The sequence below is a fragment of the Caulobacter sp. FW305-C-30-S16 genome (genome assembly GCF_058783025.1).
In genome coordinates this window covers 714,683-734,627 of sequence record NZ_JBYSYH010000001.1, presented here as the reverse complement: position 1 = coordinate 734,627, position 19,945 = coordinate 714,683, and the positions used below count along the sequence as shown (strand labels likewise).

Annotated in this window: 18 protein-coding genes; 4 read left to right on the top strand and 14 right to left on the bottom strand. The window is 68.7% G+C overall.

Translation table 11 applies throughout. From position 1 onward, the window contains the following. Positions 1 to 37: 37 nt before the first annotated feature. From AC3WJT_RS03560 to AC3WJT_RS03525, 8 genes are all read right to left on the bottom strand, one after another. Positions 38 to 2,992: a 2-oxoglutarate dehydrogenase E1 component gene (locus AC3WJT_RS03560; protein WP_492341686.1), complete on the bottom strand. Its 2,955-nt coding sequence runs from the start codon at positions 2,990 to 2,992 to the stop codon at positions 38 to 40. A 248-nt stretch (positions 2,993 to 3,240) separates the two neighbouring features. Beyond that, positions 3,241 to 4,125, bottom strand: coding sequence for a succinate--CoA ligase subunit alpha (sucD, locus tag AC3WJT_RS03555; protein WP_492341685.1), 885 nt, complete (start codon positions 4,123 to 4,125; stop codon positions 3,241 to 3,243). Further along, the gene (gene sucC, locus AC3WJT_RS03550; protein WP_492341684.1) at positions 4,126 to 5,325 is read right to left on the bottom strand and encodes an ADP-forming succinate--CoA ligase subunit beta; all 1,200 of its coding nucleotides are present in this window, start codon (positions 5,323 to 5,325) and stop codon (positions 4,126 to 4,128) included. Positions 5,326 to 5,589: 264 nt separating this feature from the next. After that, on the bottom strand, positions 5,590 to 7,836 hold the full coding sequence (locus AC3WJT_RS03545; RefSeq protein ID WP_492341683.1) for a TonB-dependent receptor: 2,247 nt from the start codon (positions 7,834 to 7,836) through the stop codon (positions 5,590 to 5,592). Between the two features lie 204 nt (positions 7,837 to 8,040). Continuing rightward, positions 8,041 to 8,736, bottom strand: a complete 696-nt coding sequence (locus tag AC3WJT_RS03540) for a TetR/AcrR family transcriptional regulator (RefSeq protein WP_492341682.1) — start codon at positions 8,734 to 8,736, stop codon at positions 8,041 to 8,043. Positions 8,737 to 8,816: 80 nt separating this feature from the next. Continuing rightward, positions 8,817 to 9,350 (bottom strand): DUF2306 domain-containing protein, encoded by a 534-nt coding sequence (locus tag AC3WJT_RS03535; RefSeq protein ID WP_492341681.1) that lies wholly within the window; start codon positions 9,348 to 9,350, stop codon positions 8,817 to 8,819. Between the two features lie 2 nt (positions 9,351 to 9,352). Further along, positions 9,353 to 10,810 (bottom strand): carotenoid oxygenase family protein, encoded by a 1,458-nt coding sequence (locus tag AC3WJT_RS03530; protein WP_492341680.1) that lies wholly within the window; start codon positions 10,808 to 10,810, stop codon positions 9,353 to 9,355. A 30-nt stretch (positions 10,811 to 10,840) separates the two neighbouring features. Then, on the bottom strand, positions 10,841 to 11,305 hold the full coding sequence (locus tag AC3WJT_RS03525) for a DUF2141 domain-containing protein (protein WP_492341679.1): 465 nt from the start codon (positions 11,303 to 11,305) through the stop codon (positions 10,841 to 10,843). A 133-nt stretch (positions 11,306 to 11,438) separates the two neighbouring features. Here AC3WJT_RS03525 and AC3WJT_RS03520 point away from each other — a divergent pair, with 133 nt between their 5' ends. Beyond that, a complete protein-coding gene (locus AC3WJT_RS03520; protein ID WP_492341678.1) occupies positions 11,439 to 12,185 on the top strand; it encodes a LytTR family DNA-binding domain-containing protein in 747 nt (248 codons plus the stop codon). Here AC3WJT_RS03520 and AC3WJT_RS03515 read toward each other — a convergent pair. The 4 genes from AC3WJT_RS03515 to mdh form a co-directional block, all read right to left on the bottom strand. After that, the gene (locus AC3WJT_RS03515) at positions 12,182 to 12,619 is read right to left on the bottom strand and encodes a DUF2141 domain-containing protein (RefSeq protein WP_492341677.1); all 438 of its coding nucleotides are present in this window, start codon (positions 12,617 to 12,619) and stop codon (positions 12,182 to 12,184) included. The two genes, AC3WJT_RS03520 and AC3WJT_RS03515, sit on opposite strands and share 4 nt — an antisense overlap. Continuing rightward, complete coding sequence (locus AC3WJT_RS03510) at positions 12,616 to 13,164, bottom strand: GNAT family N-acetyltransferase (RefSeq protein WP_492341676.1); 549 nt, start codon at positions 13,162 to 13,164, stop codon at positions 12,616 to 12,618. Before AC3WJT_RS03510 ends, AC3WJT_RS03515 begins: the two co-directional genes overlap by 4 nt. Further along, complete coding sequence (locus AC3WJT_RS03505; RefSeq protein WP_492341675.1) at positions 13,161 to 13,643, bottom strand: DUF6265 family protein; 483 nt, start codon at positions 13,641 to 13,643, stop codon at positions 13,161 to 13,163. Before AC3WJT_RS03505 ends, AC3WJT_RS03510 begins: the two co-directional genes overlap by 4 nt. Before the next feature lie 266 nt (positions 13,644 to 13,909). Further along, positions 13,910 to 14,872, bottom strand: a complete 963-nt coding sequence (mdh, locus tag AC3WJT_RS03500) for a malate dehydrogenase (RefSeq protein WP_492341674.1) — start codon at positions 14,870 to 14,872, stop codon at positions 13,910 to 13,912. Positions 14,873 to 15,097: 225 nt separating this feature from the next. On the opposite strand from mdh, the gene AC3WJT_RS03495 reads away from it, so the two are divergent. Both AC3WJT_RS03495 and AC3WJT_RS03490 read left to right on the top strand, forming a co-directional pair. Further along, on the top strand, positions 15,098 to 16,147 hold the full coding sequence (locus AC3WJT_RS03495) for a MaoC family dehydratase (protein WP_492341673.1): 1,050 nt from the start codon (positions 15,098 to 15,100) through the stop codon (positions 16,145 to 16,147). Beyond that, the gene (locus AC3WJT_RS03490) at positions 16,140 to 16,565 is read left to right on the top strand and encodes an HIT domain-containing protein (RefSeq protein ID WP_492341672.1); all 426 of its coding nucleotides are present in this window, start codon (positions 16,140 to 16,142) and stop codon (positions 16,563 to 16,565) included. Before AC3WJT_RS03495 ends, AC3WJT_RS03490 begins: the two co-directional genes overlap by 8 nt. Positions 16,566 to 16,604: 39 nt before the next feature. Here the strand turns inward: AC3WJT_RS03490 and AC3WJT_RS03485 are convergent, their stop codons facing one another. Beyond that, complete coding sequence (locus tag AC3WJT_RS03485) at positions 16,605 to 17,306, bottom strand: hypothetical protein (protein WP_492341671.1); 702 nt, start codon at positions 17,304 to 17,306, stop codon at positions 16,605 to 16,607. After that, complete coding sequence (locus AC3WJT_RS03480; protein WP_492341670.1) at positions 17,303 to 18,166, bottom strand: HpcH/HpaI aldolase/citrate lyase family protein; 864 nt, start codon at positions 18,164 to 18,166, stop codon at positions 17,303 to 17,305. The genes AC3WJT_RS03485 and AC3WJT_RS03480 overlap by 4 nt, the downstream gene beginning before the upstream one ends. Before the next feature lie 336 nt (positions 18,167 to 18,502). On the opposite strand from AC3WJT_RS03480, the gene mtaB reads away from it, so the two are divergent. Further along, the gene (gene mtaB / locus AC3WJT_RS03475) at positions 18,503 to 19,777 is read left to right on the top strand and encodes a tRNA (N(6)-L-threonylcarbamoyladenosine(37)-C(2))-methylthiotransferase MtaB (protein WP_492341669.1); all 1,275 of its coding nucleotides are present in this window, start codon (positions 18,503 to 18,505) and stop codon (positions 19,775 to 19,777) included. Positions 19,778 to 19,945 lie beyond the last annotated feature (168 nt).

Sequence of the window (19,945 nt, the reverse complement as noted above, 5' to 3'; positions counted from 1 at the left end):
TATCTCGTACAGGTCAGTCGGGGCGGGCTTGCAGGCGTCAGGCGAAGGCTTCGGCGAGGAAGGTCTCGAGTTCCCGCTGGTGCCGGCTCATCTGGCCGGCGGCGGTCGAGGCGGAGGCCGGGCGGCCGACGTAGCGGGCGCGTTTGGCCTTGATCGACAGGCGATCAAGGGTCAGCTCCAGCCAAGGATCGACGAAGGTCCAGCCGCCCATGTTCTTGGGCTCTTCCTGGCACCAGACCAGCTCAGCGTTGGCGAAGCGGGCCATCACCTGCATCACCGACTTCATCGGCCAGGGGTAAAACTGTTCCAGGCGCAGGATGTAGACGTCGTCGCGGCCGGCCTTGGCCCGCGCGTCGACCAGGTCGAAGTAGACCTTGCCCGAGCAGATGATCACGCGGTTGATCTTGTCGTCGGGCTGCAGGGTCACGCCGCCGACGTCGCAGCCGGCCTCGGCCCCGTCGACCATCACGCGGTGGAAGGACGAACCCTCGGCCAGATCGGACAGGTTGCTGACCGCCTTCTTGTGCCGCAGCAGGCTCTTGGGCGTCATCACCACCAGCGGCTTGCGGAACTCGCGGTGCATCTGCCGGCGCAGGGCGTGGAAGTAGTTGGCGGGCGTCGAGCAGTTGAGGACCTGCATGTTGTCCTCGGCGCAGGACTGCAGGAAGCGCTCGAGGCGGGCGGAGCTGTGCTCCGGACCCTGGCCCTCGTAGCCGTGCGGCAGCAGCATGACGAGGCCGCTCATCCGCAGCCACTTGCGTTCGCCCGAGCTGATGAACTGGTCGATGACCACCTGGGCGCCGTTCACGAAGTCGCCGAACTGGGCTTCCCAGAGCGTCAGCGTGTTGGGATCGGCGAGGCTGAAGCCGTACTCGAAGCCGAGCACCGCTTCCTCGGACAGCGCCGAGTCGATGACCTCGAAGTTCGCCTGACCGGGCCGGATGTTGTTGAGGAAGGTGTAGTGCTCCTCGGTGGTCTGGTCGATCAGGTCGCAGTGGCGCTGGGTGAAGGTGCCGCGCACGCTGTCCTGTCCGCTGAGGCGCACCGGGATGCCCTCGTCCAGCAGGGTGGCGAAGGCCAGATGCTCGGCCGTGCCCCAGTCCAGCCCTTCCCCGCTGTCGATGGCGGCGCGGCGGCCGTCGATGACGCGGCGGACGGTCTTGTGAGCGTCGATCCGCTCGGGGACCGTGGTGATCGCCCGTCCCAGATCGACCAGCTTCTGCAGCGATACGCCGGTCTGGCCGCGACGCTCCTCGTCGCCGGGCAGGGTCAGGCCCGCCCACTTGCCGTCGAGCCAGTCGGCCTTGTCGGCCTTGTAGGTCTTGCCGGCCTCGAACTCCGCCTCGAGGAAGGCGTCGAACTCGGCGACCCAGCCCGCGATATCCTCTTCGGTCGCCACGCCCTCGGCGATCAGCCGACGGGCGTAGAGCTCGCGGGTCGAGGGGTGATCCTTGATCTTCGCGTACATCAGCGGCTGGGTCATCGTGGGGTCATCCCCCTCGTTGTGACCGAAGCGCCGGTAGCAGAACATGTCGACGACCACGTCCTTGCCGAACTTCTGGCGGTACTCGGTGGCCACCTTGGCGGCGTAGACCACCGCCTCGGGGTCGTCGCCGTTGGCGTGGAAGATCGGCGCCTCGACCATCAGCGCCACATCCGACGGATAGGGGCTGGTGCGCGAGTAGCGCGGGTCGGTGGTGAAGCCGATCTGGTTGTTGACGATGAAGTGGACCGTGCCGCCGGTGCGGAACCCGCGCAGGCCGGACAGGGTGAAACACTCCGCCACCACGCCCTGGCCGGCGAACGCCGCGTCGCCGTGCATCAGCAACGGCAGCACATGCGTGCGGCCCGCGTCCGGCGTCTCGCGCAGGGTGAAGGCCTGCTTCGCCCGCGCCTTGCCGAGCACCACCGGGTTGACGATCTCGAGGTGGCTGGGGTTGGCGGTCAGCGACAGGTGGACGTTGTTGTCGTCGAACGAGCGGTCCGACGAGGCGCCCATGTGATATTTGACGTCGCCCGAGCCCTCGATGTCCGACGGCAGCGACGTGCCGCCCTGGAACTCGTGGAAGATGACGCGATAGGGCTTGCCCATCACGGCGGCCAGGACGTTCAGGCGGCCGCGGTGCGGCATGCCCAGGACGATGTCCTTCACGCCCAGCGCGCCGCCGCGCTTGATGATCTGTTCGAGCGCCGGAATGGCCGCCTCGCCGCCGTCCAGGCCGAAGCGCTTGGTGCCCGGGAACCGGCGGTGGAGGAACTTCTCGAAGCCCTCGGCCTCGATCAGCTTCTTGAGGATCGCCACCTTGCCCTGGGGCGTGAAGACGATCTCCTTGTCGCGCCCCTCGATGCGCTCCTGCAGCCAGCCCTTCTCCTGCGGATTGGAGATGTGCATGTACTGCACGCCGACCGCGCCGCAGTAGGTGCGACGGACGATGGCGAGGATCTCGCGCAGGGTCGAGGTTTCGAGGCCAAGCACGTAGTCGAGGAAGATCGGGCGGTCGTAGTCGGCCTCGGTGAAGCCGTAGGTCGTCGGGTCAAGCTCGGTGGCGTCGCCCGGCGGCATGGCGATGCCCAGCGGATCGAGGTTGGCCCGCAGATGGCCGCGCATCCGGTAGTTCCGGATCATCATGATGGCGCGCAGGGAGTCCAGCGTGGCGGCGCGGACATCGGCCGCCGGCGCGGCGGGCGCGCGGGCCTCGATGGTCTTGCCCAGCTTGGCCTCGACCGCCGGCCACAGGCCGTCGAGCGCCGACAGCCAGTCAGGCCGCGCGGCGGGAGTCGGATTGCTGGTCCAGGAGGGTTTGGCGGCGGCGGCCCTGATGGCCTCGTCGCGGTCGGCCAGCGAGGCGAAGAAGGCCTGCCAGGAGGGGTCGACCGAGGACGGGTTTTCCGCCCAGCGGGCGTGGAGATCTTCCACGAAGGCGGCGTTGCCGCCGTACAGGAAGGAGGTTTCGGTCAGAACCTGATTGATGATGCCTGCGTCGTCCGCCATCGGTCTCGCGCCTTCAGCCCCCGGGGTCAGGGCTGTGTATCTGCGGGGGTATATAGTCTCTGTTAACTCCGCGGGGACCCGCGAAATTCCCGTGGGGGGTGTTTTTTCGATGCAGGCCGCAATATCGGGCGACTTTCGTCCCCAAATCGGAGGCCCCGCAATCCTGGAAGGACGAAGGGGGCCGGTCTCACGACCAGCCCCCTCCCCTGAATAGCGCCGCAGGCGCCCCGAAGGGCGCCTTCGATTCGTCAGCCCTTGAGGACTTCCAGCAGCGTCTCGCCGAGCCGCGCGGGCGAAGGCGACACGCGGATGCCAGCGGCTTCCATCGCCGCGATCTTGTCCTCGGCGCCGCCCTTGCCGCCCGACACGATGGCGCCGGCGTGGCCCATGTGACGGCCCGGAGGCGCCGTGCGGCCGGCGATGAAGCCGACCATCGGCTTCTTGCGGCCGCGCTTGGCTTCATCGATCAGGAACTGGGCCGCGTCTTCCTCGGCCGCGCCGCCGATCTCGCCGATCATGACGATCGACTTGGTGGCTTCGTCGGCGAGGAACAGCTCGAGCACGTCGATGAACTCGGTGCCCTTGACCGGGTCGCCGCCGATGCCGACTGCCGTCGTCTGGCCGAGGCCCGCGTTGGTCGTCTGGAACACCGCCTCATAGGTCAGGGTGCCGGAGCGCGAGACCACGCCGACCGAGCCCTTGGAGAAGATGCCGCCCGGCATGATGCCGATCTTGCACTCGCCCGGCGTCAGCACGCCCGGGCAGTTCGGACCGATCAGGCGCGACTTGCTGCCTTGCAGGGCCTTCTTCACCTTGACCATGTCGAGCACCGGGATGCCCTCGGTGATGCAGACGATCAGGCCGATCTGCGCGTCGATGGCTTCCAGGATGGCGTCGGCCGCGAAGGGCGGCGGGACGTAGATCACCGAGGCGTCGGCGCCGGTGGCGTCCTTGGCTTCGCCGACCGTGTCGAACATCGGCAGGCCGACGTGGACCGTACCGCCCTTGCCCGGCGTCACGCCGCCGACCATTTTCGTGCCGTAGGCGATGGCCTGTTCGGTGTGGAAGGTGCCCTGGGCGCCGGTGACGCCCTGGCAGATGACCTTGGTGTTGGAACCGATGAGAACCGACATCTAGCGAGCACCCTTCACGGCGGCGACGATCTTCTCCGCGCCGTCACTGAGATCGTTGGCGGCGATGACGTTCAGGCCGCTTTCGTTGATGATTTTCTTGCCCAGCTCGACGTTGGTGCCTTCGAGGCGCACGACCAGCGGAACCTTCAGCCCGACTTCCTTGACCGCAGCCACCACGCCCTCGGCGATGATGTCGCAGCGCATGATGCCACCGAAGATGTTGACCAGGATGCCCTTCACCGCCGGATCGGCCGTGATGATCTTGAAGGCCGCGATGACCTTTTCCTTCGAGGCGCCGCCGCCGACATCGAGGAAGTTGGCCGGCTCGGCGCCGTACAGCTTGATGATGTCCATGGTCGCCATGGCGAGGCCCGCGCCGTTGACCATGCAGCCGATTTCGCCGTCGAGGGCGATGTAGGCGAGGTCATGCTTGCTGGCTTCGATTTCCTTGGAGTCTTCCTCGGTCTCGTCGCGCAGGGCCTTGATGTCGGGGTGGCGGTAGAGGCTGTTGCCGTCGAACGAGACCTTGGCGTCGAGGACGCGCAGGTGATCGTCGGCGGTGACGATGAGGGGGTTCACCTCCAGCATCGCCATGTCCTTGGCCAGGAACGCCGTATAGAGCTGCGTCAGCAGCGAGGCCGCTTCCTTGGCCAGACCGCCGGTCAGGCCGAGCGCCTTGGCCAGTGCGCGCTGGTGGGTCGGCCAGACGCCGGTGGCGGGGTCGATGGAGAAGGTGTGGATCTTCTCGGGGGTGTCGTGCGCGACCTCCTCGATGTCCATGCCGCCCTCTGTCGAGGCGACCACCGAGACCATGCTCGACTGCCGGTCGACCAGCAGGGAGAGGTAGAATTCCTTGGCGATGGCCGCGCCCTCTTCGATGTAGAGGCGGTTGACCTGCTTGCCCTTGGGACCGGTCTGGTGGGTCACCAGCACGCGGCCGAGCATTTCCTCGGCGTTGCTGCGAACCTCGGCGACCGACTTGACGACGCGGACGCCGCCCTTGGCGTCGGGGGCCAGCCCTTCGAACTTGCCCTTGCCGCGCCCGCCGGCGTGGATCTGGCTCTTCACGACGAAGACGGGCGTGCCGAGCGTCTCGGCGGCCTTGGCGGCTTCATCGGGAGTAAAGGCGGCGAAGCCGCGCGGAACGGGGACGCCGAATTCGGCCAGAACGGCCTTGGCCTGGTGCTCGTGAATATTCATCGCGCTATTGGGGTCTCGCGGATGCGGGGAAAGGGTCCCGCAGGCGCGGGTCGCGCGGTTTATAGTCGCCGCCTTGCCGCACGCGCAACCCGATGTGGCGGGTAAGGAAAAACATCCTGCGAAGCGACGCCTGAGCGGGGAAGGCGGCCCCGTTTCGGCCCAAACGCGCGCCGGTCTTGCCGCTCCGGGCGGCCATACAAGTGAGAACGGCGGCGACCCGGGAAGGTCGCCGCCGCTCCGATGGAATCGGACTTGAGGCCTGGCCTAGTACTTGGCGGTCAGGCGGAAGGTCCAGGTCCGGGGGGCGCCGTAGTAGGCGGTCCGGATGCCGCCGACCGAGGAGAACTCCTGGGCGTCGGTCTTGTAGAGCTCATCGCCGATGTTCTGGCCGTAGACGCCGGCGGAGAAGCGGCGGTCGACGCTCTCCCAGACCAGACGGGCGTCCATGATCCAGTGGTTGTCATCCCACATGCCGGGCAGACGAACCTTGCTGTTGGTCGGCGTGTTGTCGATGGCCAGGGCCATTTCCGAGCGATAGCGGGTCTGGCCGCCGAGCGTCAGGTAGCCCGTGTCGCCCAGGTTCCACTCGTACTGGGCGCCGTAGCGGGCCGTCCAGCGCGGCGCGAAGGCCGGCTCCTGGAAGGCGCGGCTGCCGCCCGTGGCCACAAAGCGCACGTCGTCGAAGTCGTCGTAGCGGGCGTCCAGCACGCCGATCTGGGCATCCAGACGCAGGCCGCTGACCGGCACGACGATCAGTTCGAGCTCGGCGCCCTCGATGACCATGGCGCCGGCGTTGATGACCGTCAGTTCCGGGCTCGGCAGGCCGGTGCCGGGATCGGTGACGGTGCCGGAGACGCGCGCCTGGAAGTCCTGGTAGTCGTTGTGGAAGACGGTGAAGTTCGCCAGCACGCGACGCTCGAGGAAGGTCGACTTCACGCCGGCCTCAAGGCTGGTCACCTCTTCGGGATTGTAGGGCGCCTGTTCGCCGGGGTTGTTGGCCCGGCCGTTGAAGCCGCCGGACTTGAAGCCCTTCGAGTAGCGGACATAGGCCATGATGGTATCGGACGGCTTCCAGTCCAGCGAAACCATCGGCGAGACATTATCCCAGGACTCGTTGAGGCCCGAGAAGGCGAAGGCGGGGTTCGCGCCGAACAGGGCGTTCGACGAGAAGGTCGAGGTCGTCCGCGAGTAGGTCTTCTCTTCCTCGGTGTAGCGCAGGCCGCCCGAGAGATTGACGGTGTCGGTCAGGGCGTAGGTGGCGTTGACGTAGAGCGCCTTGCTGGTGGTCTCCAGGTCGTCATCCACGGTGCGGCGGAAGGTGATGCCGCCGCCGAGCAGGTCATCGGCGAAAGCTTCCTGATGCGAGGTGATGTTCTCCTGCATCCAGAACAGGCCGGCGACGACGGACAGCGGACCGCCGGCGTCATAGGCCAGCTGGAACTCCTGGCTGGTCTGATCCTGATCGACGCCGACAAACACGTCGCCCAGTTCGAGATGGGTCGCGTCGATGTCGATGTAGTCGTCGGTTTCGAGATTGCGGTAGGCGGTGATCGACTTGAGCGTCAGCGAGTCCGACAGCTCCCAGGAGATGTTCGCGGCGTAGCCGTAGTGGGTCAGCTTGGTCGAGTTGGGCAGGCCCGGGGTCGTGCGGGTCTTGAAGTCGTACGCGGCCGGCGGGTTGGTGACGACGATCAGCGGCACGCCGAAGAGCGTCGAGAGCGTGCTGGTCGGCTGGCCGACCGTCATGGCCGCGTCGTCGCGGCTGTAGTCCGCCGACAGGTCAACCCGGACCGTGTCGGTCGGCGTCCAGCTGAGCTGGCCGCGGATCGCCATCGTGTCCTTGTCGTTGTACTCGGCCTTGGTCACCGGGTCGGTGACGTAGCCGTCGCGCCGCGCCACCAGGCCGGAGACGCCGACCGACACCGTGTCGCTGATCGGGCCGGAGATCGAGCCCCGGGCTTCGGTCTGGTTGTAGCTGCCGTAGGCGAGGGCCACGTTGGCGCGGTACTCGTCGCCCGGACGGCGCGTAACCACCTTCAGCGCGCCACCGATGGTGTTCTTGCCGTAGAGCGTTCCCTGCGGTCCGCGCAGGACTTCGATGCGCTCGATATCGAACAGGTCAAACTGCGTGCCGCGGATACGGCTGTAGTAGACGTCGTCGACATAGACGCCGACGGCCGGATCGAAGGTCTGCAGCGCGTCGGGCTGGCCGATGCCGCGAATGAAGATGTTGGTGGCGTTGGACGAGCCGCGGCCCTGGCCGAGCACCAGGTTCGGCACCGATCCGGTCAGGCCCGTCACGTCGGTCGCCTGAACGCGCTCAAGCGCCTTTTCGTCGAAAGCCGTGACAGCGGCGGGGACGTCCTGCAGGCGCTCCTCGGTGCGACGGGCGGTGACCACGATCTCGCCGACCGTGGTATCGTCCGCGCCCGACTCCTGGGCCATCGACACGCCGCTCATCGCGGTCCAGGCCGCGCCGGCCAGCAGTACGCTCTTCCACATGGTCTTCATTGATTCCGCCCTCCCAAATGGCGTCGCTACGACCGAAGTCGATAAGCCGGTCCGTTAGCGGACGCTGTTGATTGCTAAATTCACCAATCTGCGAATTGAGCAGACCATCGGGCATGACGGACTCGCACGGAAGGCCCCACCGGCCCGTCCGTCGCTATTTTTCACCAGGTGATGAATTGGCGCCACACGGGCGCCGGCTGGTTGTCAGCCGGCCCGCTTTCGCGCCACGGCCTCGAAGCCTGCCGCGCAGTAGGCATAGAGCCGCTGGCGCGCCGACTCGAGATCGCTCGACTGGCAGAGTCCGTCGGACAGCTGGTCGATCCGCCCCGTCTCGGCGACCGTCAGCATCATCGAGCCGGTGAGAAACTGGTAGCACCAGTAGAGGTCGCGCAGATCGGCGCCGGGGATGGCCTTGCCGAGCGTTTCGATCAGCTGGCGAACGACCGGGTCGAAGAAGCGGTGCATCACCTCGCCGCCCCAGGCCGGAGTGGTGTTGATCTGCGCCACGAGATTGAGCCAGTTCTTCCAGCCCTGCCCGCCGGTCAGCGCCCGCTCGGCCAGCGGATCGATGAAGGCGGCGATGACGCCCTCGGCCGTCATCGCCCCCGGGTGGGCCGCCTCGTAGGCCGACATTGCGTCGGCGCGCGCCTGGTTGATCTCCCCGGCCCGGCGCAGCAGCACGGCGTCGAAGAGCTCGCGCTTGGCGCCGAAATAATAGTGGATCAGCGCGGTATCGACGCCGGCCTCGGAGGCCACCTGCCGGGTCGTGACGCCGTAGAAGCCGTGGCGGGCGAACAGGCCCTCGGCCGAATCGAGGATCGCTTCCTTGAGATCCAGGCCCGTCCCCTTGGACGGACGCCCCCGGCCGGCGCCGCGGGTTCGGGGCTTGGCTGCGGTCATCGGGCGGCGTCCTGGCGGGGGTCGAAAGCGTCGGCCCGCCCCTGCGATACGCCGCGCCCTCGCCTGCTGGCAAGGCCGGTTCAGCCCATGAACAGCGTCCACATCAGGCGGCCCGGCAGGAAGGTGAACACGCCGGCGACGATCGATGCGCCCCAGAAGATGCCGGTCATGGCGCGCTTGTGGACGTCGACCTTGTGCTTGCGGGCCGCCCAGACGGCGAAGGGCAGGATGACCAGCGTCCAGCCGCTGAGCAGGTGAATCAGGGACCAGTGGTCGCCGTTCAGGCCGACGATGAAGAGCGAGCTGCCGGCGGTCACGGCCATCAGGCTCGCCCAGATCCAGCCCATCGTGCGGTGGAACGTGCGGCCCTTTCGGGCGGACAGGATCACCGCGCCGACCAGCACCGAGGCGACGGCCGCGAGAATGTGCGCCTGGATCACCGTCGGCTGCTTCAGGAACAGCGGAACGTCCAGACCGTGCGGCGTGGCGTGGGTGACCATGCGCAACATCTGGGGCCCGAACAGGACCAACGCGGTCAGGCCGGCGGCGACGGCCAGCACCGTGCCGGCCAGTCGGCTGGCGGGCAGGACCTTGGAGAACAGGGCGAGGGTCATGATCAGGCTTCCTTGAAAATGCCGTGCAGGCTGATCGGCAGGGCCACGTCGGCCCGCCAGCTGCACACGGGTCCGGCCGCAACGCGGCGCGCGTCAAAGACGTGAAGTTCGGTCGCCCTGGCATCGAGATTGATGCCCGTCCCGACGAGCCAGCCGTCGAACTCCGCCGACCCGCCCGGACGTGGCACGAAGACCATTTCCTCGAGCAGATGCCGCGGTCCGAAGTCGAAGCTGTCGACGCGGTCGCGCTTCCAGTCCCGCACGTCGACCGTCTGGTGGAAGGGATTGTCGCCGGGGCCGTAGCCGAGCGTGGCGGTCTTCGTGCGGGCCAGACCGGCGAACCGGGGATCGGCCTTGGGGAATTCCGCCGCGAGGCCCGCACGCTCGATGCGAGCCCGGCCATCGGGATGCAGGCTGATGAGGCGCAGGTCGGGGCTGGCGGTCAGGACCGGCTTGCGGCCCTCGACCATCGCCCGGGCGCCCTCGACGGCGAACTTCGGATCGGGGCTGGTGCAGATGTCGAAGCGGATCGTGCCGTCGGCTTCCTCCCAGGCGTCGCCCATGTGGAAGAAGAAGAACGGGTCGGTCTCAAAGACCCGGCGACGGCTCAGATCGGCCTTGTCGATGACCAGGATCTGCGTGCCCGTCTCCGGCCGCCAGCTGTAGCCGTCGACGATCGGGGCCACGAGCCGGTCGTGGATCCAGGGCTGGAGCACCAGCACCAGATGGCGGGCGGTGGCCGTGAAGTCGTGCAGGTAGCTTGCGCGGGGCAGGTCGATCACATCGGCCGCCTGCAGCGCGCCGTCCGCCCCGAGCCGCCAGACGACAGCCCTGCGGCCGGCGACGCCCAGGTTCCAGACCCTGCCGTCGGGATCGACCCGCGGGTGGGCGAGGAACGGCATGCCCTTGAGGTCGGGACGAAGGGTCTTTGGGCCGCGCGTCTCGAGCGTGTCGGGGTCCATGACGATCGGCGATCCGGATTCCCACAGCGCCCAGAGTTCGCTGCCGGCCATCATCACCGAGATGTTCGCGGCGTTGACGTCGTCGGCCGAGCCCACCGAGGCGCGCTTGCTGCCCGCCGTGCCGAAGCCTGCGGTGACCACCGCGCCGGCAGCCGTGTCGGCGCGGCGCTTGGCGGTGTCGACAAAGCGGGCCGACAGGCTGACCTCGCCGTCGTCGATCGCGTAGCGGCGCATCAGGCCGTCGCCGTCGAACCAGTGGCTGACCGAGCCGCCCGGGCGATGGAACTTCGCCGGGCCGTTGCGATAGAGCCTGCCGGCGAGGCCCGCCGGCGCGCGTCCATGGACAAGGCGCAGGGTCTGCGGGGCGATGTCAGCCTCGACATCGGCCACGCCGAGGGTCCAGTCGCCGATGCCGGCCGAGGCGGCGTAGAGCACATCGGGATTGAAGGCGACGGCGGCGAGGCCGGCGGCGGCGGTGAGGAACGAGCGGCGGTTCATGGCGAGGCTCCGGTCAGGGCGTTTGGCGGGTCAGTCGATCGTGATCGACTGGGCGTTCTCGCCGGCGGCGACCTCGAAGACGGCGTCGGCCCAGGCCGGCGGCCCCATACGGGCGGGGGCGTTGTTGGACGCCGCGTAGGGCTCGGTCGGCATGCCGAACGGGTTGGTGTTCATGCGGCCGTCGCCATTGACGTCGTGGTAGACCTTGATCCCGTAGCGGCCCGGCTTGAGGCCGGAGATCACCGTCGCGGCCTCGGCGCCGGACACCTCGACACGCACGCCCTGGACCGGCTGGCCGCCGGCGAAGGCCGCTTCGGTATCGTAGACGCCGACCATGATCGCGCCGGTCGGGGTCTGGATGCCGGTGAAGGTCACCGTCACATTCGCCGCCTCCTGGGCCTGCGCCGAGTTGAGCGGAAGCATCGTGAACGCGGCGGTCTGCAGCGTAGCGATTGACAGGAGAAGGGCGGCGGTCTTGATCCGGGGAGAGGTCATTTGGGTCTGCCTGTGCTGGGCGGGTTGTCGATGACGACGGCTTAGACGGGGCGGCCGGATGGCGCAGTCGGACATGCGTGGACAGGAAGCGGCCGTTCGCCAACGGACAGGCGCCGCCGTTCGCGCTTCGTGGATGGCGGCCCTGCGCGATCCACGGCACGTGAAGGGACTGGCCATCGCCCTGGCGGCCGGGGTGTTCATGGCGTCGGTCGGCGCGTTCGGCAGCGGCGAGGCGCCCGTCGCGGTGCGCTACGCTTACTGGATCACGGTCATGCTGGCCGGCGCTTCCGGCGGCGTGCTCGTCTCGATCCTGGTCGACCTTGGCGGCTGGTTCGACGACAGGCCTGTCCTGCAGGGCGTGGTGATCGCCGTAGCGCTGACCATTCCGCTCACGCTGGTGATCTGGCTGATCTCGGCCTTCGCCTTCCAGCAGGCGCGACCGGAACTGGCCTACCTGAAATACTACGTCGGGCCGGTGTTCATCGTCACCTGCACCATGACCGCGCTCAACTATCTGGCCCAGCGCGAGCCGCCCGAAACCCACGCCGCGCCGTCGGGCGCCGCCCCGCCCCGGTTCCTGGAGCGCCTGCCGGTCAAGCTGCGCGGATCGGAGATCTTCGCCGTCGAGGCCGAGGACCACTATCTGCGCCTGCACACCAGCAAGGGGCAGGATCTGATCCTGATGCGCCTGTCCGACGCTGTCGCCGAACTGGAGGGGCTGGAGGGCGCCCAGGTGCACCGGTCCTGGTGGGTCGCGAAGGCCGCAGTGGCAGACGCCCGTCGCGGCGACGGGCGCGCCACCCTGACCTTGAAGGACGGCGCGCAGGTTCCGGTCAGCCGCGCCTATGCCAAGGCGCTGCGGAACAGCGGCTGGATCTAGCGCAACCGGATCGTCTGGCTGTTGCCGCCGCTCTTCACTTCGAAGGCCGCGCGGCGCCAGGACGGGGGACCGAACGGTGCGCGGGCGTTGTTCGAGAAGCCGTAGGGCTCGAGCGGCATGCCGAGCGCGTTGAAGTTCATCTTCCCGTTCATGTCGCGGTCGTGGAACGACTTCACCGCATAGACGCCCGGCGCCAGGCCGGCGAGCGTCACCGCGAAGTTCCCGCCCGAGGCCGGCAGTTCGAGGGTGCGGACCGGGCCGGTGTTGGCGTCGTAGGCCGCCTTGCTGTCGAACAGCGCCAGGAGCACCACGCCCTCGCGCTTGCTGACGCCGTCGAAGGATACTGTCAGGGAGCCGTCGTCACTCCGGGCGGCGACCGCGAGGGGCGCCAGGGCCAGCAGGCCCGCCAGAAGGAGCCGCGGCAGCCGTTTCACCCCATCGACCTCCGGGCCCGCCACTGGTCGCGGCTCTGGCCCCAGATATCGATCGGCAGTTCGTGGAACGGCGGCGGCATGCGGCCTTCGCCCAGATTGGTCGAGCCCAGCCGCATGGCGACCTTCTGCGAGTTCACATTGCCGGGGTCGATGCAGTGGATGACGTCGGTCCAGCCGAGCGTGTCGAACGCCCAGTCGATGGCCGCCTCGGCGGCTTCCACCGCATAGCCCTTGCCCCAGGCGCGCGGGTGCAGGCCCCAGCCGACTTCCGTGCCCGGCCACTCTTCAGGCTGCCAGGGGCCGATCCGACCGACCCACAGGCCGCTCGACTTCTCGATCAGCGAGAACATGCCGAAGCCCTTGATCGCCCAGGACCCGGCCATGCTGGCCAGCCCGCGCCAGCTCTGCGCCCGGCCCTGCAATCCGCCGATGAAGCGCGAGGCCTCCTCGTCGGCCATCATCTCCGCCCAGCCGTCGAGGTCCTCCTCGCCGGTCGGGCGCAGGATGAGGCGGGCGGTTTCGAGCGTGGGGCCGGGTGCGATCATGGGATCCGTCTGTAACGCAGGACTTCGTCCCGTCCAGTCCCGTCGCGGCCGGTCATGCGGATGGTCAGGGTCATGGCGTCCGCGCCGGTGCGCCTGAAGGTCATGGCCTTGAAGGCCAGTTCATCCGGCGAGGCCGAAACCAGCGGGAAGTCCAGGAACCCGTCCTTCTCCTCCCAGCCGACGAAGTCCGGCGAGAAATGCTTCACCTTCAGCCGCAGGGTTCCGTCCTGTTCGGTCAGCAGGATCAGCTGGTGAAAGACCGCCTTGTCCCCTTGGAGGAGCGTGAAATAGCCCGCTATGCGACCGCCCGCGGGGTCTGACATGCCCTGCTGGAATGTCCCGCCCATGCCTTCGCCTGCCCAGCGCCCGGACAGCCACGCGGCGTCGGCGATGCTCGCCTTCGGCGGCGGCGCGTCCTGAGCGGACGCCGCCGATCCAAGGGTCAGCAGGGTGATGATGGCCAGAGCAACCCGTCGCATGACGTCCTCCCCGGAGCCGAGAATGGCTCATGCGGTGGCGAGACGCCTCCGCTTTCGTGAGACGCGCGAACGAGGGCGAATTCGACAGACGCCGTGCCTCTCCGCGTAGCGGGGAGGGGGACCATGCGGAGCATGGTGGAGGGGCGGCGCCAGACAGGCCGGATAGACCCGAATTCAGGATGGGGCCGTTCCCGCCGGCGCAGCCCCCTCCACCGCCTGGCGGCGGTCCCCCTCCCCTGCGTTGCAGGGGAGGATTCTCGAATAGCCTACTTCAGCGAGGGGTCGATCTGCTTGCAGGCTTCGATCAGGCCCTGCACCGAGGCCACCGAGGCGGCGAACATCGCCTTTTCTTCGGCGTTGGTTTCGAACTCGATGACCTTCTCCGCGCCGCCGGCGCCGATGACCACCGGCACGCCGACGTAAAGGTCCTTCAGGCCGTACTCGCCCGTCAGCCAGGCGGCGCAGGGCAGGACGCGCTTCTTGTCCTTGAGGTAGCTGTTGGCCATCGCGATCGCGGACTCGGCGGGCGCGTAGTAGGCGCTGCCGGTCTTGAGCAGGGCGACGATCTCGCCGCCGCCGCCGCGGGTGCGCTTGACGATGCCGTCGAGCTCGTCCTGGGTCATCCAGCCCTGCTTGACCAGTTCCGGCAGCGGCAGGCCGCCGACCGTCGAGTGGCGCACCATCGGCACCATGTCGTCGCCGTGGCCGCCCAGGGTCCAAGCATGGATGTCTTCCACCGACACGCCGGTCTTCTCGGCGAGGAACCAGGCGAAGCGGGCCGAGTCGAGCACGCCGGCCATGCCGATGATCTTGTTGGTCGGCAGACCCGAGAACTGCTGCAGGGCCCAGACCATCGCATCGAGCGGGTTGGTGATGCAGATGACGAAGGCGTTCGGGCAGTGGGCCTTGATGCCCTCGCCGACGGCCTTCATGACCTTCAGGTTGATGCCCAGCAGGTCGTCGCGGCTCATGCCCGGCTTGCGCGGCACGCCGGCCGTGACGATGCAGACGTCCGCGCCGGCGATGTCGGCGTAGTCGTTGGCGCCCTTCAGCGAGACATCCTTGCCGAACACCGCGCTGGCTTCGGCCAGATCGAGCGCCTTGCCCTGGGGCGTCCCCTCGGCGATGTCGAACAGGATCACGTCGCCCAGCTCCTCGCGGGCGGCGATGTGAGCCAGGGTGCCGCCGATCATGCCGGCGCCGATAAGGGCGATCTTCGCGCGAGCCATCTGTGGCGTCTCCGAATGTGGAAAAGGGTCGCGCGGGGTCTAGCCCCCGACGGGTTCCGCCTCAAGCCCCCTTTCGCGGATGCGAAGAGCGCGGCAATAGGTGCGTGCGTGGTTCGAGACGCTCGCCCGAGGCTCGCTCCTCACCATGACGACCTTCGATGTTCGTCATCCTGAGGAGCCCGAAGGGCGTCTCGAAGGACGCGCGATGGCGCAGCGGAGCACTCCATGTCCAAGACCGACCCCGGCAACTATTTCGAGGACTTCCGGCTGGGGCAGGTGCTGGCACACGCCACGCCGCGCACGGTCACGGCGGGCGATGTGGCGCTGTACAACGCGCTCTACGGCCCCCGTTTCGCGCTGGCCTCTTCGGACGAGTTCGCCCGGTCCTGCGGTCTGCCGGCCTCGCCGGTCGATCCGCTGATCGCCTTCCACATGGTGTTCGGCAAGACCGTGCCGGACATCAGCCTGAACGCCGTGGCCAACCTGGGCTACGCGGAGGGGCTGTTCCTCAAGGCGCTGTATCCCGGCGACACCGTGACCGCGACCAGCGAGGTCATCGGGCTGAAGGAGAACTCCAACCGCAAGACCGGCGTGGTCTATGTGCGCACGACCGGCGAGAACCAGCACGGCGAGACGGTGCTGAGCTACGTGCGCTGGGTGATGGTCCGCAAGCGGAGCGAAAGCGCCGAGGTTCCGGAGCAGGCGACGCCGAAGCTGGCCGAGGCCGTGGCCGCGGGCGACCTGATGCTGCCGGAGGGTATCGACCTCTCGCGATACGACTTCGCCCTGGCCGGCGCGCCGCACGCCTACGAGGACTACGCCATCGGCGAGAAGATCGACCATGTCGACGGCATGGCCATCGAGGAGGCCGAGCACGCCATGGCCACCCGGCTCTACCAGAACACCGCCAAGGTCCACTTCAACCAGTATGAGCGCGCCAAGGACCCGACGGGCCGGCGGCTGGTCTATGGCGGGGTGGTGATCTCCACGGCAAAGGCGCTGAGCTTCAACGGGCTTCAGAACGCCGGGCTGATGCTGGCCATCAACGGCGGACGCCATGTGAACCCTTACTTCGCCGGCGCGACCGTGTTCGCCTGGAGCGAGGTGCTCGACAAGGCCGACCTGGGCGAGGGCGTCGGGGCGCTGCGCCTGCGGCTGGTGGCGACCAAGGACCGCCCTTGCACCGACTTCCCGGACAAGGACGCCGCCGGCGCCTATCCGCCCGAGGTGATCCTCGACTTCGACTACTGGGCGGCGGTTCCCAAGCGTGGCTGAGTTCGCGCCGGATCCGGCGTTCGAAGCCGGCTCGATGGCGCTCGGCGAGCTGCCGCTGTGCCATGTGCGGCTGCAGACCGACGCGCGCTGGCCCTGGCTGATCCTGATCCCGCGCGGGGTCGGGCTGCGCGAGATCGAGGACCTGTCGCCGACGGACCGCACGCGGCTGATCGAGGAGTCGGTGCTGGCCGGTGAGGCCGTGCGGGCCATGGGCGCAGCGCTGGGCCGTCCGGTGGAGAAGCTGAACCTCGGGGCGCTGGGCAATGTGACCGCGCAGCTGCACGTGCATATGGTCGGGCGTCGGGCGGACGATGCGGCCTGGCCGGGACCGGTGTGGGGCGTGGGGACCAGCGTCGCCTACGCGCGTCATGACCTGGAGACGGTGATCGCCGCCGCGCGGCGAGGTCTGGGTCTCTAGGGGACACGTACCTTCGGTACATGTCCCCTCAGTCCCCGATCAGTTCCGGCGCATCGTGACCTGGTGGACGCCGTATTCGTCCATGATGTCGCCGGCCCATGAGCCGTCGGATGCAGGGGTCAGGCTGAGGACCGTCGTCGGCTTGCCGGGGGCCTTGGTGATCCGGATGGTCAGGACGGCCGGCTGGCGGTCGAGGCTGTCGATCAGGCCGACCTTGCTGACCGGCCCGTCGAGACTGCGCCAGGCGCCCTCAAGCTGGCCGTAGCCGTTGCCCCGGTCGACCAGCTGCAGCGACATCACCGCCACGCCGTAGCTTGAACGCACGGTCCAGCCGCCGTCGAGCGGACCTTGCAGGCCCTGGGCGGAGGCGACGGAGGCGCGGATCCGGCTCTCGTAGCCGAGGTCGGTGGGCGTTGGCGGGCCGTCGGGGCTCTTGCCGATTTCGTCGATCATCACCGGCCGGTCGAGGCTCGGACGTGACGGGGTGATCACCAGCGGTCGGGGCGGCGGGGGCGTCCAGGCCGGCGCGACCGGAACCGGCGGCGCGGTGGTCGGGGCGTCCGACTCCTGGTCCGTCGTCTCGTCGGGCGGCAGCGAGGCGGCGATGGCGTCGCCGATCGGGTCGTAGGCGGGCGGCTGGCTGTCCGGCTCGGCGGGCGCGGTGACGACGGGCGCGGTCTGGGCCAGCGCCCCGCCGGCGACCAGCGCCGACATCAGGATGATGACGAGGCCGAGCCTCAAGCGGCTTCCGCCAGGGCGATGGCCTCGGCCACGGCGACCAGCCGCTGCGCCTGGGCCAGATGCAGCAGTTCGGCCATCTTGCCCTCGACGCGGATGGCGCCCTTGCCATGGTTCTCCGGCAGGGCGAAGGCGGCGATCACGGCGCGGGCCCAGTCGACCTCGGCCGGAGCCGGCGAGAAGACCAGGTTGCAGAGATCGATCTGCTTGGGATGAATCAGGGTCTTGCCGTCGAAGCCGAAGTCGACGCCCTGGCGGCAGACGGCCTCAAGGCTGTTCTGGTCCTCGATGTCGTTGTGCACGCCGTCGAGGATGGTCAGGTCGTGCATCCGCGCGGCGGTCACGGCCATCGACAGGGCGGCGAAGAACGGCTCGCGGCCGGGCGTCAGGCGGAACCGCATCTCCTTGGCGAGATCGTTCGTGCCCATGACGAAGGTGGTCAGCTGGGTCGTCGCGCGGGCGGCGGCGATGCTGTCGAGAGCGAACAGCGCGCGGCTGGTCTCGATCATCGCCCACAGGGCCGTGTCGGCGTGCAGCGGGGCGCTGTAGTCGGCCACGTCGACGGCGGAGTTCACCTTCGGGACGAGGATGGCGTCAGGCTTCGCGGCGGCGGCGGCGCGCAGGTCGTCGGCGCCCCAGGGGGTGTCGGACCCGTTCACGCGGATAACCAGCTCGCGATTGCCAAAGCCGCCGTCGCGCACGGCCTGCACCGCCTGCTCGCGGGCGGCCTCCTTGGCCTCCGGGGCCACGGCGTCCTCGAGGTCGAGGATCACCACATCGCACGGCAGCGACCGCGCCTTCTCGATCGCCTTGGCGTTGGAGGCGGGCATGTAGAGGGCGCTGCGGCGGGGACGGGAGGTCATGGGTCGGTTCTGCGTCTCAGGCGGGGGTCTTCTGCATCTCTACTGTCATCCCGGACGGGCTGGAAGGCCGATCCGGAACGTCGCCGGGCTGTCTTGCAAAACCCGGTCCCGTTGATCCGTCATCCCGGGCCTTGTGCCCGGGATCCCTGCGGGCGGAATTCCGGCCGTGCCAGGCTCCCGCACAGCTCGTGTGACTGACGGAGGGGTCCCGGGCACAAGGCCCGGGATGACGGGGTCCGGGCGTGATGAAGGGGCGCCGGTTTGGGGCTTCTGTCCCTTCTGCTATATCCCCTCCCTCCAAGGGCGGCCGCATCGGCCGCCCGCTGTGTTTGCGACATGACCCTTCCCGCCCTCCCCGCCGCTGACGCCGATGACGTGCAGGTCGTCACCTTCGGCTGCCGGCTCAATGCCTATGAGAGCGAGGCCCTGCGCGCGCGGGCGCAGGCAGACGGGGTCGAGAACGCGGTGGTGTTCAACACCTGCGCGGTGACCAACGAGGCCGTGCGGCAGGCGCGGCAGGCGATCCGCAAGGCGCGGCGCGAGCGGCCGGACGCCCGGCTGATCGTCACCGGCTGCGCGGCGCAGATCGATCCGGCCGCCTTCGCCGCGATGCCCGAGGTCGACCTGGTGCTGGGCAACGCCGAGAAGGCGCAGCCGGGGGCGCTGGCGGATACGTCGGCGCGGGTGCGGGTCAACGACATCATGTCGGTGCGCGAGACGGCCGGCCATCTGATTGACGGGCTGCGCGACCGGGCGCGGGCCTTCGTCGAGGTGCAGAACGGCTGCGACCACCGCTGCACCTTCTGCATCATCCCGTTCGGTCGCGGGAACTCGCGCAGCGCCGCCGCCGGGGAGGTGGTCGAGCAGGTGCGCCGCCTGACCGCCGAGGGCTATCGCGAGGTGGTGCTGACCGGGGTCGACATCACCAGTTGGGGCGCCGACCTGCCCGGCCAGCCGACACTGGGCCAACTGGTCTCGCGGATCCTGAAGCTGGTTCCGGAGCTGCCGCGCCTGCGGCTGTCGTCGATCGACGCAGCGGAGATCGATCCGGACCTGATGCGGTGTCTGGCCGAGGAGCCGCGGCTGATGCCGTACCTGCATCTGTCGCTGCAGGCCGGGGATGACCTGATCCTCAAACGGATGAAACGCCGGCATCTGCGCGCCGACGCCCTGAAGCTGATCGCCGACGTCCGCGCCGTTCGGCCGGACACGGCCTTCGGCGCCGACCTGATCGCCGGCTTCCCGACCGAGAGCGAGGCCGCGTTCGAGAACACCCTGGCGTTGGTCGAGGAGGCGGGGCTGAGCTTCCTGCACGTCTTCCCCTACAGCGCCCGCCCCGGCACGCCCGCGGCGAAGATGCCGCCCGTGAAGGGGACCGTGATCAAGGACCGCGCCCGCCGCCTGCGCGCGGCCGGCGAGGCGGCGCTGCAACGGCATCTGGAGCGGCAGGTCGGCCGGGTGCTGAACGGGCTGGTCGAGAAGCCGGGCGTCGCGCGGGCGGACGACTTCACCGAGGTCGCGTTCGAGGGCGAGGCCCCGGTCGGGGAGATCGTGCCGATGCGGGTGGTTGGCGTGAGCGGCGGGAAGGTCGTGGCGGAGCTTCTTCATTAGGCTTCCAGGCGGACCCGCCCGGATGTCTTGACGGCCCGGGTTGCTCCGGCGACAGCCCTGCTCAAGGACCGCCTTCGGCGGCCGCGGCGCGGCGACCCCGCAGCGGTCGTCCTTGACCAGGTCCGACACCCGGAGCGCATCATTCCATCAAGGCCAAAGGGCGATTGT